At 73.6% G+C, this 14,965-nt stretch carries 12 protein-coding genes and 1 pseudogene; 4 read left to right on the top strand and 9 right to left on the bottom strand.

The window, feature by feature from the left end; genetic code table 11:
- Positions 1 to 481: pseudogene (locus L615_RS23530) on the top strand (hypothetical protein); the annotation flags it as partial.
- On the opposite strand, the gene trxA reads toward L615_RS23530, so the two are convergent.
- The 7 genes from trxA to L615_RS19030 form a co-directional block, all read right to left on the bottom strand.
- On the bottom strand, positions 471 to 800 hold the full coding sequence (gene trxA, locus L615_RS19060) for a thioredoxin (RefSeq protein ID WP_028655849.1): 330 nt from the start codon (positions 798 to 800) through the stop codon (positions 471 to 473). The pseudogene L615_RS23530 and the gene trxA sit on opposite strands and share 11 nt — an antisense overlap.
- 46 nt (positions 801 to 846) lie before the next feature.
- Positions 847 to 1,836, bottom strand: a complete 990-nt coding sequence (gene trxB, locus L615_RS19055; protein ID WP_145726134.1) for a thioredoxin-disulfide reductase — start codon at positions 1,834 to 1,836, stop codon at positions 847 to 849.
- A gap of 77 nt (positions 1,837 to 1,913) precedes the next feature.
- Positions 1,914 to 2,039 carry a hypothetical protein gene (locus tag L615_RS24440; RefSeq protein WP_261376765.1) on the bottom strand — a complete coding sequence of 42 codons (126 nt, stop codon included), beginning with the start codon at positions 2,037 to 2,039 and terminating at the stop codon, positions 1,914 to 1,916.
- An 806-nt stretch (positions 2,040 to 2,845) separates the two neighbouring features.
- Complete coding sequence (gene sigM, locus L615_RS19045; protein WP_145726132.1) at positions 2,846 to 3,586, bottom strand: RNA polymerase sigma factor SigM; 741 nt, start codon at positions 3,584 to 3,586, stop codon at positions 2,846 to 2,848.
- On the bottom strand, positions 3,570 to 5,516 hold the full coding sequence (locus L615_RS19040) for a protein kinase family protein (RefSeq protein WP_145726131.1): 1,947 nt from the start codon (positions 5,514 to 5,516) through the stop codon (positions 3,570 to 3,572). Before L615_RS19040 ends, sigM begins: the two co-directional genes overlap by 17 nt.
- 55 nt (positions 5,517 to 5,571) lie before the next feature.
- Positions 5,572 to 7,254 carry a murein biosynthesis integral membrane protein MurJ gene (murJ, locus tag L615_RS19035; protein ID WP_145726130.1) on the bottom strand — a complete coding sequence of 561 codons (1,683 nt, stop codon included), beginning with the start codon at positions 7,252 to 7,254 and terminating at the stop codon, positions 5,572 to 5,574.
- Positions 7,251 to 9,458 (bottom strand): DUF6049 family protein, encoded by a 2,208-nt coding sequence (locus L615_RS19030; protein WP_145726129.1) that lies wholly within the window; start codon positions 9,456 to 9,458, stop codon positions 7,251 to 7,253. Before L615_RS19030 ends, murJ begins: the two co-directional genes overlap by 4 nt.
- Before the next feature lie 4 nt (positions 9,459 to 9,462).
- Between L615_RS19030 and L615_RS19025 the strand changes: the two genes are divergently transcribed.
- Positions 9,463 to 11,043 (top strand): CCA tRNA nucleotidyltransferase, encoded by a 1,581-nt coding sequence (locus L615_RS19025; RefSeq protein WP_396954776.1) that lies wholly within the window; start codon positions 9,463 to 9,465, stop codon positions 11,041 to 11,043.
- Positions 11,044 to 11,056: 13 nt separating this feature from the next.
- Here the strand turns inward: L615_RS19025 and L615_RS19020 are convergent, their stop codons facing one another.
- Positions 11,057 to 12,079, bottom strand: coding sequence for a hypothetical protein (locus tag L615_RS19020; protein WP_028655842.1), 1,023 nt, complete (start codon positions 12,077 to 12,079; stop codon positions 11,057 to 11,059).
- A gap of 155 nt (positions 12,080 to 12,234) precedes the next feature.
- On the opposite strand from L615_RS19020, the gene L615_RS19015 reads away from it, so the two are divergent.
- Together L615_RS19015 and L615_RS19010 are read left to right on the top strand one after the other, a co-directional pair.
- On the top strand, positions 12,235 to 12,717 hold the full coding sequence (locus tag L615_RS19015; protein ID WP_028655841.1) for an SRPBCC family protein: 483 nt from the start codon (positions 12,235 to 12,237) through the stop codon (positions 12,715 to 12,717).
- Positions 12,718 to 12,759: 42 nt separating this feature from the next.
- Positions 12,760 to 13,773 (top strand): endonuclease/exonuclease/phosphatase family protein, encoded by a 1,014-nt coding sequence (locus L615_RS19010; protein WP_051485810.1) that lies wholly within the window; start codon positions 12,760 to 12,762, stop codon positions 13,771 to 13,773.
- A 100-nt stretch (positions 13,774 to 13,873) separates the two neighbouring features.
- Here L615_RS19010 and L615_RS19005 read toward each other — a convergent pair whose 3' ends face one another.
- The gene (locus tag L615_RS19005) at positions 13,874 to 14,956 is read right to left on the bottom strand and encodes an inositol-3-phosphate synthase (RefSeq protein ID WP_028655840.1); all 1,083 of its coding nucleotides are present in this window, start codon (positions 14,954 to 14,956) and stop codon (positions 13,874 to 13,876) included.
- Positions 14,957 to 14,965 lie beyond the last annotated feature (9 nt).

Here is a 14,965-nt window from a genome sequence, read left to right as displayed (position 1 = left end):
CGCCCCCGCCGCGTTCGTGCCCGGCGCGGGAGCGTTCCCGACGGCGCCGGTGTCCCCCGACGCCATCTTGCTGACGACCGCCTGGATCCGCCCCGACCACGCCGGCGGCGGGCTTGGCCGGCTGCTCGTGCAGGGGATGGCCCGCGACCTCGTCGCCCGCCGCGACGGCGTCCGTGCCGTCGAGGCGTTCGCCCGCACCGGCCGGGCACCGGTCGGCGGCCACGAGGAGTGCGTCGTCCCGGCGGAATTCCTCGCCCGGGTCGGCTTCAAGACCCACCGCCCCCATCCGCGCACGCCGCGGATGCGGATGGAGATGCGCTCGCTGGCCACCTGGCGCGACGAGGTCGAGGCGGCGTGGGAGCGCATCGTCGGCGCCGTACGACGCCCGCGGCCCTCGCCTGCGCCGGTGCCACGGGAAGCACGAAGCCCCCGACCCTGGGGGCCGGGGGCTTCGCGGAGGACGTCGCTGGTCAGGCGATGAACTCGGAGAGCTCGTTGAGGATCGCGGCCTTCGGGCGCGCGCCGACGATGGTCTTCACGACCTCGCCGCCCTGGTAGACGTTGATCGTCGGGATGCCCGTGACGCGGTACGACGCCGGGGTGACCGGGTTCTCGTCGACGTTCATCTTGAGGAAGGTGACCTTGTCACCGTGCTCGGAGGCGATCTCGTCGAGGATCGGGGCGACCTGGCGGCACGGGCCGCACCACTCGGCCCAGAAGTCGACCAGGACGGGCTTGTCGGACTTGAGGACCTGCGCGTCGAACTCGGCGTCGGTCACGGCGGAGATGTTGTCGGCCACGGGGGCACCCCTTCAGATGGTTGAACGAAACGTCTGGTGATGGAACCTACGCGCCGGCCGGGACATTCCCGGCGGTCGCGGCGGCGTGGTCGAGCGCGGCGAGGTAGCGCTCGGCGTCGAGGGCGGCCGAGCAGCCGGTGCCCGCGGCGGTGATGGCCTGGCGGTAGACGTGGTCGACGAGGTCGCCGGCCGCGAAGACACCGGGCACGTTGGTGGCGGTCGAGCCGGGCTGGACCAGCACGTAGCCGTTGTCGTCGAGGTCGACCTGGCCGACCAGCAGCTCGGAGCGCGGCTCGTGGCCGATCGCGATGAACAGGCCGGTGGCGGGCAGCTCACTCGTCTCGCCGGTGACGGTGTCCTTGAGGGTCAGCGACTCCAGGGACTCCTCGCCGTTGATCGACTCCACGACGGAGTTCCAGATGATCTCCAGCTTCGGGTCGGCGAAGGCGCGCTCCTGCATGATCTTCGAGGCGCGCATCTCGTCGCGGCGCACGATGAGCGAGACCTTCGAGCCGAAGCGGGTGAGGAAGGTGGCCTCCTCGACGGCGGAGTCGCCGCCCCCGACGACCGCGATGTGCTGCTCGCGGAAGAAGAAGCCGTCGCAGGTGGCGCAGTAGGACACGCCGCGGCCGGACAGGCGCTCCTCGTTGGCCAGGTCGAGCTTGCGGTAGCCCGATCCGGTGGAGAGGATCACGGCCCGCGCGGTGTAGGTGTCGGTGGCGGTCTTGACGACCTTGACGTCACCGGTGAGGTCGACCTCGACCACGTCGTCGGCGACGAGCTCGGCACCGAAGCGCTCGGCCTGGGCCCGCATCTCGTCCATGAGCTCGGGGCCCTGGATGCCGTTGCGGAAGCCGGGGAAGTTCTCGACCTCGGTGGTGTTCATCAACGCACCGCCCGCGGTGACCGAGCCCTCGAAGACGAGCGGGTTCAGCTGCGCCCGCGCGGCGTAGATCGCGGCGGTGTAGCCGGAGGGGCCGGAGCCGATGATGATGACGTTGCGCGGCTCGGTGGCGGCCGCGGCGGACTCGGACATGGGACTCCCAAAGCGGTGGAACGGGACAGTGCTGCAACCCGATCGTAGGCGCCGGCATTCCCCGGGCCCACCTCGCCTCAGTTGGCGGGCAGGATCGTCGAGTGCAGCACGTCACCGGTGCCGCACGCGAGCACCTCGGCGACCTGGTTGGAGCCCATCGGCTCCCGGAACGCGACGACGGCCGACCCGCCGTCGTACGTCACGCCGACGAGGTAGCCGGCCCCGAAGTCGGCGGGCTCGCACATGAAGTCGGCCGGGGCGGTGAGCACCGCGTTGCTGTAGTCGGCGGCCGCCCGGGTGGGCAGCGCCAGGTGCTGGATGGCGACCAGGTCCTCGCGGAGCCGGTCGGGGCGGACCTGCCGGAGGGCCCCGCGCGGCGCCACCTCGGTCGGGGCGNCAGGTGCTGGATGGCGACCAGGTCCTCGCGGAGCTCGTCGGTGACGACCCGCTGGAGGGCCCCGCGCGGCGCCACCTCGGTCGGGGCGGCTTCCTCGTCCGCCGCGGCGTCGCCCTGGTCGGTGCGGAGGGCGCCGTCGGGGGGCACGTCGCTGGAGCCGGAGCCGCCGCCGGCCTCCCGGGCCGGGGCCTCGTCGGACGCGGCGCTGGTCGCGTCACCGACGCCACCGCCGCCGTTGTTGACCACCCCGGCACCCACGGCGACCGCGACCACCGCGGCGGCGGCGCCGAGCAGGGCGCGCACCCGCACCCGCCGGCGCCGGGCGGCGTCGTCGAGGGGGACCACGATGCCGGCGTGCTCGGGGTGCGACACCGACGGCGTGCCGGAGGCCGAGCGCTCCTCGGCGAGGCCGGCGATCACCCCGTCGAGCCGGGCGGCGACCTCGGCGGGCATCGCCTCGGGGCCGCCYGCCSCCGCGAGGGTACGACGGACGGCGGCCTCGCGGGCCGGGTCGAGGTCCTCGGTGGGCTCGGTGGGCTCGTTCGGGTCGGTCACGGTGTGTCCTGCTGTCCCTGGCTGGTGCGGTGCCGCACCCGGGAAGGGAGCGGCTGGTCAGTCGACGGTCGGGGCCTGCGGCGCGAGGCCGGCCCCGGCGGCCGGTGGACCGCGGCGGGTCAGGGATCCGACGTCCGGCCCGGCCGCCGGGTTCCCGTCGACGGTGCCGGGGGCGTCCTCGGGTGCCTTGGGTGCCGCGTCGTCCAGCACGTCCGCGAGCAGCACGGCCAGGCGCGCCCGCGCACGGGAGCAGCGGCTCTTGACCGTGCCCTCGGCACAGTCGAGGACCTGGGCGGCCTCCGCGACGGAGTAGCCCTCCATGTCCACCAGCACGACGGCCGCCCGCTGCTCCGGGCTCAGCTCGCCGAGCGCGGACAGCACGACGCGACGCCGCTCGCTGGCCAGCGAGTGGTCCGCCGGGTCGGTCGGGACGCCGGGGCCGACGGGGTCGCCGGCGACCGGGCGCAGCGGTCGCTGGCCGTCGACGTCCTCGGGCAGCGGCTCGGCGCGACGCACCTTCTGCGCGCGCAGCCGGTCCAGGCAGGCGTTGACGACGACCCGGTGCAGCCAGGTGGTGACGGCTGCGTCACCGCGGAAGGAGCCGGCCCGCCGGAAGGCGGCGACGAGCCCGTCCTGCAGGCCGTCGGCCGCGGTCTCGGGGTCGCCGCAGGTGCGCAGCGCCACCGCCCACAACCGGTCGCGGTGGCGGGCGAAGAGGGTGCCGAAGGCGGCGGCGTCCCCGGCGACGTGGGCGGCCAGGAGGTCGACGTCGGTCCGCTCGTCAGGCTCGCTCGCCACGGACCACCACCTCTGCGATCTCGGCCCGGAAGTCGCCTCCGTCGACCTCGGGGAGCGAGGTCAGCCAGAGGACAAGGTAGCGGGCCGGGGCCGACGTGCCGTCGGTCGGCGTCAGGGTGAGCTGGTCGGCCCCCTCGGCCCGGGCGAGCGGGCGACCGGTCGGTGCCTGCGTGGGCGGCTCGTCGTAGGCGTGGAGCTCGACGGTGGTGGCGCCGAGCAGGCGGACGTCGACCTCGCTGACCTGTCGCGGCTCCCCGAGGTCGAGCAGGATGCCGACACCGGTCTTCAGGCCCGGGGGCGGGCCGAGCTGGTCCTTGTAGGTGCTGGTGCGCCACGTCGTCGACACGCGGCCGTCCAGCACGTCGGGGACCGATCCCGGGTTCTCCTCCCCGTCGGTGCCGAGCGGGTCGAAGTCGGTCGCGGTGACGTCGCGCAGCACGCTCGCCTGGCTGGCCGACGCCGACGGGGAGCTCGTCGGCTCCTCGTCCGGGTCGCCGCCGAGGACGGTGCGCCCGCGGCCAAGGTTGAACGCGACCGCGATGCCCACGAGCAGCAGCAGGGCGACCGCGACGCCGAGTGCCAGCCGCAGCCAGCTGCGCCCGGGGACGATCTCTCCCGTCGCCTCGAAGTCCGACGACGGCGAACCGTCCTCCTCCCACGGCCAGTACCCCGTCGGCGATGCGGGGTCGTCGGTCACCGACGCCGGCCAGCCGTTGCCGGCCGGGCCCGGTCCGAGGTCGGGTCGCGGTCGTCGTACGCCGTCGGCGAAGAGGGGGCGCTCCGGCGGGTCCTCGAACGGCGGCGGTGGCGGGGGCGGCGTGCTGCGCGTGCGCAGCCACTGGACCTCGTCGTCGTCCTCGCCGAACACCGGCATGCCGGCCTCGGTCGGCAGGTCGGTGACGTCCGGCGGGCTGGCCGGCTCCCTCGCCGGCTCTCCCCCCGCGTCCGCCTGCCCCGCCGCCGGCTCCCCCTCCGGCTCGTCCCCCTCCGGCTCGTCGCGCTCCTGCGCGGGACGCACGACGGGGATGTCGTCGCGGGAGGAGTCGTGGGGCAGCGGGTCCTCGACGGAGGGCAGCCACACCGGGCGGAGCTCGTTGACGGGCGGGATCGCCTGGGCGAGCGACTCCGGCATCCCGGTCGGGTCGCCGACGAACGCCAGCAGCTCGTCGGCGATGCCGCGCGCGGAGGACACGTCGGGGTGCTCGACGCCGAACATCCGGCGGCCGTGGCCGTGGTGGTGCTCGCCGGTGCACTCGAACTCGCGCCAGACCAGGTCGAGGGGCTTCGGCACGCCGGCACGGACCTGGCGGGGACTGAGGAAGGCGCCGTTCTCGCGCGGCGCCGCGGGCACGATCGAGCCCGACGGCCCGGGCCACACGCCGGTGAGCGCGCAGTAGAGCAGGCCGCCGAGGTCCTCGAGGTCGCCCTGGACGTCGCCGGGCGGCAGGCCGTGCAGTGCGGCGTCGACGCACATGCCGATCAGCCGGACCGAGCCGTAGCGGTCGATCAGCACGTTCTCCGGGTTGAGCCGGCCGTGGGTCACCCCGACCGCGTGCGCCCCGGCGATCGCGTCGGCCACGTCGGCGACCAGCCAGGCGGCGCGCCGCGGCCCGAGCGGTCCGGCGTGGGTGACGAGGATGTCGAGCGACGTGCCGGTCCCCCACTCGTTGACCACGAAGCAGCGGTCGTCCTCCTCCGCGGCGTCGAGCACGCGCAGGATCCGGGGGTCGACCACGGCGGCGGAGGTGCGGGCGGCCTCGACCAGCCCGGGTGCGCGCGGGTCGTCGGCGTCGATGACGTGGAGGGCGACGAAGCGCTCGAGGACCGCGTCGTGCGCACGCCAGAACCGCCCGCCGCCGCTCTCGCTCAGCAGGTCGATCAACCGGTACCGGCCGGCGAGCACATCCCCCGACCGCGTCGACGTCGCCACCTGGTGCCCAGTCCCTCTCTCGTCACGGCCATCCTAGGCCGCGGGCGGTCCCCCGCTAGCGCCGTACCCGCGCCAGCACGGTCTCCACGACCGACGTCACCTCGCCGATCCGCAGCACCCGGGCGGCCGCGAGCAGCGCCGCGGCGCCCGCGGCCGAGACGACGCCCAGCTCGACGACCGCCCACAGCCAGCTGGTGCTCGAGGTGACCTCGTCGATGGTGTCGCGCACGACGATCCGCACCACGGCGGCGACGCCGAAGACGACCCCGGCGGCCGCGAGCAGCCGGACCACGAAGCCGGTCCAGGCGCCGACGCCGCCGGGCCGGTGGCCGCGCCGGGCCAGCACCCGCAGGAGCACGACGCTGGAGAGGACCGAGCCGACCGCGTAGGCGCCGGTGTAGGCGAGCACCAGCATCGGCGAGGTGTCCCACGGGTCCACGCGAGCGACCAGCACGATCGCGAGGGTGATGTTGGTGGCGGCGATGACGCACTGCACGAGGAAGACCGTGCGGGTCTGCTCGAGGGCGTAGAAGCCGCGCAGGACGAGGTAGTGCACGGTGAACGCGACGACGCCGAGGCCGAAGAGCACCAGCGAGGACTCGAAGCGGTAGTAGTTCTCCGACGTCGCCCCGTGGCCCCAGATGACCTGCGCCAGCGGCAGCGCGATCGACGGCAGCAGCGCCGCGAACGGTACGACGACCACGAGCGCCGTGCGCAGCGTGCTGCCCAGCGTCCGGGCCAGCGCGCGGTGGTCGTCGTTCGACGCGGCGGCCGAGAGCCGGGGCAGGATCGCGGTGGCCAGGGAGACGGTGATGATCGAGTGCGGGACCATCACGACCAGCATGACGCTGGAGTAGATCGTGATGCCGGTGCCGTCGTCGGCGGACGCGGTGCCGCCCGAGGCCAGGCGCACGACGACGACGTACGCGACCTGGTTGACGACGACGAAGAGCACGGTCCAGATACCCAGGCGCAGGGTGTGGCCCAGTCCGGTGCCGCGGAAGTCGAAGCGCGGCCGGTAGCGGATGCCGGCGGAGCGCAGGTAGGGCACGAGGATCAGCAGCTGCGCGGCGATGCCGAGCGTGGACCCGACGCCGAGCAGCAGCTCCTGGCCGGGCGTGAACGGGCCGACCTGCTCGGCCGCCGTGGCCGGGCCGAACACCACGAGGTAGGTCACCAGCACCGCGACGGAGATGACGTTGTTCGCGATCGGGGCCCACATCATCGGGCCGAACCGGCCGCGCGCGTTGAGCACCTGGCCGACCAGCACGAACATGCCGTAGAAGAAGACCTGCGGCAGGCAGAAGCGCGCGAAGTCGATCGCCGACTGCCGCTGCTCGGCGAACTCCGGCTCCTGGAGCTTCTCGCTCATCACGAGCTCCATGACGTACGGCGCGAGGACGACGAGCAGCACGCTGACCGCGGCGAGGAAGCAGATCGCGAGCGTGATGATCCGGTCGACGTACGCGGCGCCGCCGTCCGGGTCGTTCTTCATCGACCGCACCAGCTGCGGGACGAGCACGGCGTTGAACACGCCGCCCGCGAGCAGGATGTAGAGCATGTTCGGCACGGTGTTGGCCACCGTGAACAGGTCCGCGTGCAGCGAGACGCCCAGCGCCGCCGCCAGCAGGGTGGAGCGGATGAAGCCGCTGAACCGGGAGACCACGGTCCCGGCCGCCATCACCGCGGTGTTGGCCAGGATCTTGCGCTGCTCGACGCCCTCGGCCGGCTCGCTCACGCGGGAGCCTCCCCGCGCCGGCGGTAGCGGCGCACCAGGCGGATCGCGATCGCGACGAAGAGGATGCCGGCGCCGGTGCCCATGATCGCCCAGATCACGACGCCGGCCTGGCCGGTGCGCATGGGGAGGGTGTCGATCCCGCCGAGCGCGGTGCCGTCGGTGTCGGTGATCCGCAAGGTCACGTTGTGCACCCCGGTGCGGCTCATCGTCGCGTCGATCGGCACCGACGTGCGGCTCTGCGCGGCGAGCCGGATCGGGTTGGCCACCTCGATCCGCGCGCCGGAGTCGGCGCTGGCGCTGATCGCGACGGTGACCGGCACGTCGAGGTCGTTGCGGACCGAGATGTTGAAGCCGCCGGACGTGCCGGAGAGCGTCACGCCGTCGGGAGCCTCGATCGTGATCGCCTCGAGCTGGTCCTCGACCCACTCGCGGGTGGTGTGCAGGCGCGTGGCAACGAGGTCGTCCCCACGCTGCGAGTACGACGACCCGGTGAGCGCCTCGCGGACCAGGTCGGTGCCGACGGTGTACTCCTCGCCGAGGATGGCCGCGTAGGAGCGGGCCGCGCGGATCAGCTGGCCGGCCTCGACCAGCACGCTGCCGGGCAGGTCCTTGTCGGCCTGCGCCTCCGGGTAGCTCAGCTCCATCGGGTCCAGCTCCCGCTGCGCCTCGGACTTGCCGTCGGCGCCGCCGCCCGGCGGCACCACGAGCTCGTCGAGCGAGGACAGGTCGAGCCACGGCACGTCGAGCCCGGACCAGAAGGCGGCAGCGCCCGCGACCGGCATGTCGGTGGGGAGCACGACGACGAGCGGGTCCGGCGACTGGCCACGCGCCCGGAGCAGGCGCACCACGCCCTCGGCCAGGATCCGCTGCCGCAGCGCGACGGGAGCGCGCGCCTCGTCCGGCCCGGGCCCGCCCTCGGCCGCGGCGTGCGAGACGACGAGCACCGGGCGGTCACCCACCAGGCCGGCGACGGGCGGCCGGTCGGAGAACATCTCGCGGGGGAACATCCGGTCCCCCAGCAGCAGGGCGGCACCGTCGTCGACGGACTCGATGGCCTCGGCGTCGAGGAAGCCGTCGGGCGCACCGGCGACCGGCACGGTCTCGAGCTGCCAGGCCTCCAGCTCGGTCGCGACCTGCTCGCGGGCGGAGCGGTAGAGGCTGGGCAGGGTGTCCGCCGCCGCGGTGAGGTCCGGGTCGCCGTACGGCAGCGCCGCGACCGTGCCGGTGCCGAGCTCGCGCTGGGCCTGCACCAGCCACGAGCGGGCGGCGCGGGCGACGGGGGTCTCGAGCGCGGGGTCCTCCTCCGCCTCCTCCTCGCCGTCGGGGGAGGCGCTCCCGCTGGGCGACGGGTCCTCGGGCACGGTGACCGGGACGACCTCGCGGGCGGGGTTGCCCTGGGCGAGGCGGCGCACCGCGTCGGGCACGGCGGGGTCGAGCAGCCAGGTCACCGGCGCGGCGCCGGAGGCCGCGCCGAAGGCGAGCGGCCCGCCGAGCGGGCCCTCGACGCCGAGTGCGTCCTCCCAGCCGTCGGCGTCGGTGATCGTGCCGTCGCCGGCGTGGCTGATCTGCTTGCGCAGCGGCAGCACCACGGCGGTGGGGACCTGCGGCCCGTCCGTGCGGCGCACCGAGGGCAGGAAGGTCCGGGCCCGGCCGTCGGCGTTGGTGTCGTCGGGGGTGGTCGCGCTGGCGCCGAGTGCGTGCACGCCGAACCAGTGCACGCCCGTCGCCCGCTCCGGGAAGAGCTGGCGCAGCACCCGCTGCGGCACGGTGAGCCGGTACGACGTCGACTGGCCCGGCTCGAGCGAGGCGATGTCGTAGCGGACGCTGGTCTCCCGCACCCCGACCGGCGCCTCGGGGTCCGACTCGGCTGCGAGGGCCAGGTCGGCCGCGGTCGTCATCAGCTCGCCGCAGGTCGTGCTGGTGCAGCCCGACCCGGCGTCGAAGAGCGGGTAGAGCCGGATCGTGCTCCACGTCTCGAGGTCGGTGTTGGTCACCGTGCCGGTCACGACCAGCGGCCCGGTGCGCGGCAGCACCCCCGGGGTGAGGCTGTCGATGGTGATCTCCAGCGGCGCGTCGTACCGGTCCTCGTCGGGCTTCGCGGACGCGGGCGCAGCCGCCGCGAGCGAGGTCACGAGCGGGGCCGTGAGCGCCAGTCCCGTCACCACTCCCGCGAGCGCGCGCAGGAGTGACGGTCGGGCAACCACGCTCCTGAGGGTAGTGGGGTCACCTGTGCGGGTCGGGGACCCGGCCCGCACCCTAGACTCGTCGCCCGTGACCGATGCCGACTCCCCGACCGCGCCCGGGACCCCGCTGCGCCTGGTCGACGTGCAGGCCGCGGTCTCGGCGGAGCTCGACCGGATCGGGCCCGTGCTCGACGAGCTCGGGGCGCTCTTCGCCGACGCCGGGCACGAGCTCGCCCTCGTCGGCGGCCCGGTCCGCGACGCCATGCTGGGCCGGCGCTCCAACGACCTCGACTTCACCACGTCCGCCCGGCCCGAGCAGACCGACAAGCTGCTGCGGGCCTGGGGCGACGCCTGGTGGGACATGGGCCGCGACTTCGGCACCATCGGCTGCCGCAAGGGCGACTGGGTGGTCGAGGTGACGACCTACCGCTCCGAGGCCTACGAGCGCGACAGCCGCAAGCCCGAGGTGCAGTACGGCGACAGCCTCGCCGGCGACCTCGGCCGTCGCGACTTCACCGTCAACGCGATGGCGGTGCGCGTCCCCGGCAACGAGATCGAGGACCCGTACGGCGGCGTCATGGACCTGGCCCACAAGGTGCTGCGCACCCCGGGCACCCCCGAGCAGTCCTTCTCCGACGACCCGCTGCGGATGATGCGGGCGGCCCGGTTCGCCGCCCAGCTCGGCTTCACCGTCGCCCCCGAGGTCGTCGCTGCGATGACCGAGATGGCGGAGCGGATCGAGATCATCTCCGCCGAGCGGGTGCGCGACGAGCTGGTGAAGCTCGTCTGCGCGCCGTACCCCCGCCTGGGCCTCACCCTGCTGGTCGAGACCGGCCTGGCCGACCGGGTGCTGCCCGAGCTGCCGGCGCTCAAGCTCGAGCGCGACGAGCACCACCGCCACAAGGACGTCTACGAGCACACCCTGACCGTCCTCGAGCAGGCGATCGACCTCGAGCCGCGCCTGGCCGAGCGCGCCGGCATCGAGGCCCCCGACTTCGTCTCCCGCTTCGCCGCGCTCATGCACGACGTCGGCAAGCCGAGGACCCGACGGTTCGTCGACGACGGCACGGTCACCTTCCACCACCACGACGTGGTCGGCGCCAAGCTCACCCGCAAGCGGATGAAGGCGCTGAAGTTCAGCAACGACGAGGTCGACGCCGTCGGCTCGCTCGTCGAGCTGCACCTGCGCTTCCACGGCTACGGCTCCGGTGAGTGGACCGACTCCGCGGTGCGCCGCTACGTCCGCGACGCCGGCGACCAGCTCGAGCGGCTGCACGTGCTCACCCGCGCCGACTGCACGACCCGCAACAAGCGCAAGGCCGACCGGCTGCGCCGCACGTACGACGACCTCGAGGCCCGCATCGACCGGCTCTCCGCGGAGGAGGAGCTCAAGGCGATCCGCCCCGACCTCGACGGCAACCAGATCATGGAGATCCTCGGCATCCCGCCCGGCCGTGAGGTCGGCGAGGCCTACAAGTTCCTGCTGGAGCTGCGCCTCGACAACGGCCCGATGTCGGAGGAGGACGCCACCGCCGCGCTGGAGGAGTGGTGGGCGGGCCGGGGGGGGGCGCCCCCCGGGGGGGGGGGGGGGGGGGGGAGCCGGTGAGCGGCTCCCACCCTCACCCGGCGGGAAGCGGCACCGGGACCAGCGCGTAGTCGTGGTCCCGGTCCACCGGCACGACCACGCCGCCCTCGGTGCCCGGCACCGCTCGGCAGGCGCCGTCCGGCACCGTGCAGGTGACGACCACCCAGGCCTCGTCCCCGCCGGCGGAGACGTAGACCGTGCCGACCGCGGTCGTGTCGTCGAGCCAGGAGTCGAGGCTCCAGTAGAGGTCGCCCGGTCCGGCGCCGGGCTTCGCCGTGATGCCGAGGCTGTCTGCCGTGGGGCGGGGCCGCACCACCGTCTGGTCCTCCCCCTCGATCCGCGGCCCGCCCGGCCGGATCCGCCAGCGGCCGTCGGGGCTGCGGGCGACCAGCCCCTCGCGCGGGGCGTCGAAGCGCAGCCGGGGCGCGTCCTCGTCGTACGGCACCTCCTCGGTCTCGCCGCTCTCGAGGTCGAGCCGCCACGACTCGCCGGTCGTCGTGTAGTGCAGCGCGCCGTCGACGAACCCGTCGATCCCCGGCGTCGCGTCCTCGTAGAGGTCGGCCAGGTCGTCGGACTCGGGGTCGCCCATGTCGTCGTCGCTGCGCAGCACCTCCTCCCCGGTCTCGAGGTCGACCACCACGACCTCCGCGACCGGGGTGTCGAACTGGTCGCGCCGCGCGCCGCGGTCGATGAATGCCAGGTAGCGCCCGTCGGACGAGGTCGTCAGCGTCCAGCGGTCGGGGTGCACGCCGAGCGGCTCGGTGCCGTCCGGGGTGACCCGGTGCAGCTCCGGCCACGGGTCGTCGTCCCGGGACCGCGGCACGACGTAGGCACCGCCACGTGCGACCACGAACCGGTCGACCGGGACGTCGGAGGTCAGCGTGGCGCCGTCGCCGAGGTGGATGGTCCTCCCCCGCGCCCAGGCCAGCCCGCGGTGCTCGACCTCGGCGGTCGCCTCCCAGTCGGTGGTGGCGCTGCTGCCGTCCTCCTCACCGCACGCGGCGAGCAGGACGAGCGGGACCAGGAGGGCGAGGGCGGGGATCCCGAGAGTGCGCACGCTCCCTGCCTACCGGTCACGGGCACCGGGACGCCACTGCTGTGGCACGCATCACGTACCGCCGGTCTGCTACCCGGGGGTAGGTTCCCAAGACCCCGACACACCCGTCGTGGCCCGACACCGTCGTCACCCGTCGTCACCCGGAGGCTCCCACCATGTCCGACACCTACGAGAAGCTCCTCGAGGACTCCATCGACATCGCCGCCCCGGCCGACCGGGTCTGGTCGCTGGTCACCGACGTCCCGCGGATGGCGAAGTGGAGCCCCCAGGTCGTGAAGTCGACCGTCAAGGGCGGCGAGGTGAAGCTGGGCGCCACCTTCTCCAACCTCAACAAGCAGGGCATCAAGCGGTGGCCGACCGCCGGCAAGGTGGTCCGGTTCACCCCGCCGGCCGGTGACACGCCCGGTGAGTTCGCCTTCCGCATCCGCGAGAACAAGACCATCTGGTCCTTCACCCTCGAGCCGACCGCCGACGGCGGCACCCGGCTGACCGAGCGCCGCGAGACCCCGCAGGGCATCTCCAGCCTCTCCCTGCTGCTGACCAAGGCCGTCCTCGGCGGCCAGCAGCCGTTCACCGAGGAGCTGCGCCGCGGCATCCGGCAGACCCTCGAGCGGATCAAGGCCGAGGCCGAGGCCTGAGGTCCCGCCCGACCGGTTTCGTCCGCGGGGTTGAATGACCCCGTGGACGAGCCCGGCAAGAACGAGAAGCTGCAGCTGCCTGCGGCGAGGCCGGGCGCCAGCAAGGCCACCCAGGTGGCCACGGCAGCGGTGGCCACCGTCGTGCTGCTCGTCCTCGGCCTCGTCTTCGTGCTCCAGGACGGGCGCGAGCCGACGCCGCCCCGGGCCGACCTCCCGGTGCCGACGACCGTGCCCGACGAACCGTCGTCCGGCTTCCAGCCCAGCGCCGAGTCCTCGCTCGCCGCGCCGCCGCTCGACGTGCCGGCGAGCCTCTGCCCGACCGACCTCACCCTCGAGCACCCGTTCACGGTGCTCTCCTTCAACATCCACTCCGCCTTCCGCAAGGGAAGCGGCCTCGCCGTCGGCACCCTGATCAAGGAGGTCCGGGCGTGGGAGCCGGACATCGTCCTGCTCCAGGAGGTCGACAGCTTCCGCCGCCGCTCCGGCGGGGTCCGCCAGGCCCAGCAGATCGGCGACGCGCTCGGTCTGAGCTGGGTCGCCGGCACCGGCCAGACCGGCAACGCGATCCTGTCCCGCTTCCCGGTCAAGGAGCACCGGATCATCGGCCTGCCCCGCGCCGGCGGGAAGTTCCCCCGCCACGCCGTGCACGCCGTCGTCGACGTCGCGGGCACCGACGTGAGCGTCTACTCGACCCACTTCGACCACAAGTCCCGCGGCGCCCGGATCGCGCAGGCCACGGCGCTGGCGAAGGTCGTCGCCGCCGACGCGCGGCCGAGCATCGTCGGAGGCGACCTCAACAGCCAACCCGGCTCCGACGCCGTCGCCCGGCTGCGCGCCGCCGGTCTCGGCGACGTCTGGGCCGTGGGCACGGGCAACGGCAACACCGCGCCCGGCCGCAACCCGCGCCTGCGCATCGACTACGTCCTGCACGACGCCTTCCTCGAGCCGCTGCAGTCCGTCGTGCTCGCCTCGAGCGTCTCCGACCACCGCGCCGTGTGGTCGCGGCTCCAGGTCAGCGAGAAGGTCGGCTGCCTCGACGTCGGGATCCCGGACTGACCAGCCAGCCGGCGGGCCAGCGGGCCAGGCGGAAAACCACACCGCCCCGGTCCGACGAGCGGACCGGGGCGGTGGTGGAGCTGGAGGGTGACCGGTCAGGTCACTCGCCGGCGATGAACTTCTCGAGGAGCGCGCGGCCCTCGGTGTCCTCGATCTGGACCGGCGGGCTCTTCATGAGGTACGCCGAGGCCGGGATGATCGGGCCACCGACGCCGCGGTCCTTGGCGATCTTCGCCGCGCGGACGGCGTCGATGATGATGCCGGCCGAGTTCGGGGAGTCCCAGACCTCGAGCTTGTACTCCAGGTTCAGCGGGACGTCACCGAAGGCGCGACCCTCGAGGCGGACGTAGGCCCACTTGCGGTCGTCGAGCCACGCGACGTAGTCGGACGGGCCGATGTGGACGTTCTTGTCGTCGATCTTGCCGGACAGCGGGCCGTTCAGGTTCGACGTGACGGCCTGGGTCTTCGAGACCTTCTTGGACTCGAGGCGCTCGCGCTCGAGCATGTTCTTGAAGTCCATGTTGCCGCCGACGTTGAGCTGGTAGGTGCGGTCCAGCACGACGCCGCGGTCCTCGAACAGCTTCGCCATCACGCGGTGGGTGATGGTGGCGCCGACCTGCGACTTGATGTCGTCACCGACGATCGGGACGCCGGCGTCCTCGAACTTCTTGGCCCACTCCGGGTCGGAGGCGATGAAGACGGGCAGGGCGTTGACGAAGGCCACGCCTGCGTCGATCGCGCACTGGGCGTAGAACTTGTCGGCCTCCTCGGAGCCAACCGGGAGGTAGGAGACGAGCACGTCGACCTGGTTGTCCTTGAGGACCTGCACGACGTCGACCGGGTCGGCCGCCGACTCCTCGATGGTGGCCCGGTAGTACTTGCCGAGGCCGTCGAGCGTCGGGCCGCGCTGGACCTCGACACCCAGGGTCGGGACGTCGGTGATCTTGATGGTGTTGTTCTCGGAGGCGTTGATCGCCTCGGAGAGGTCCTTGCCGACCTTCTTGTCGTCGACGTCGAACGCGGCGACGAACTCCACGTCGCTGACGTGGTAGTCACCGAACTGGACGTGCATGAGCCCCGGGACGGTGCTCGTGGCGTCGGCGTCCCGGTAGTACTGCACGCCCTGGATCAGGGACGTGGCGCAGTTGCCCACGCCGGCGATCGCTACTCGAACCGAACCCATGGGGTTTCC

Origin of the sequence: Nocardioides sp. J9 (genome assembly GCF_007829375.1) — a bacterium.
In the GTDB taxonomy this organism is placed as follows: Bacteria; Actinomycetota; Actinomycetes; order Propionibacteriales; family Nocardioidaceae; genus Nocardioides.
The sequence above is the reverse complement of the archived record's forward strand: the minus strand, read 5'-3'. Positions and strand labels throughout refer to the sequence as shown.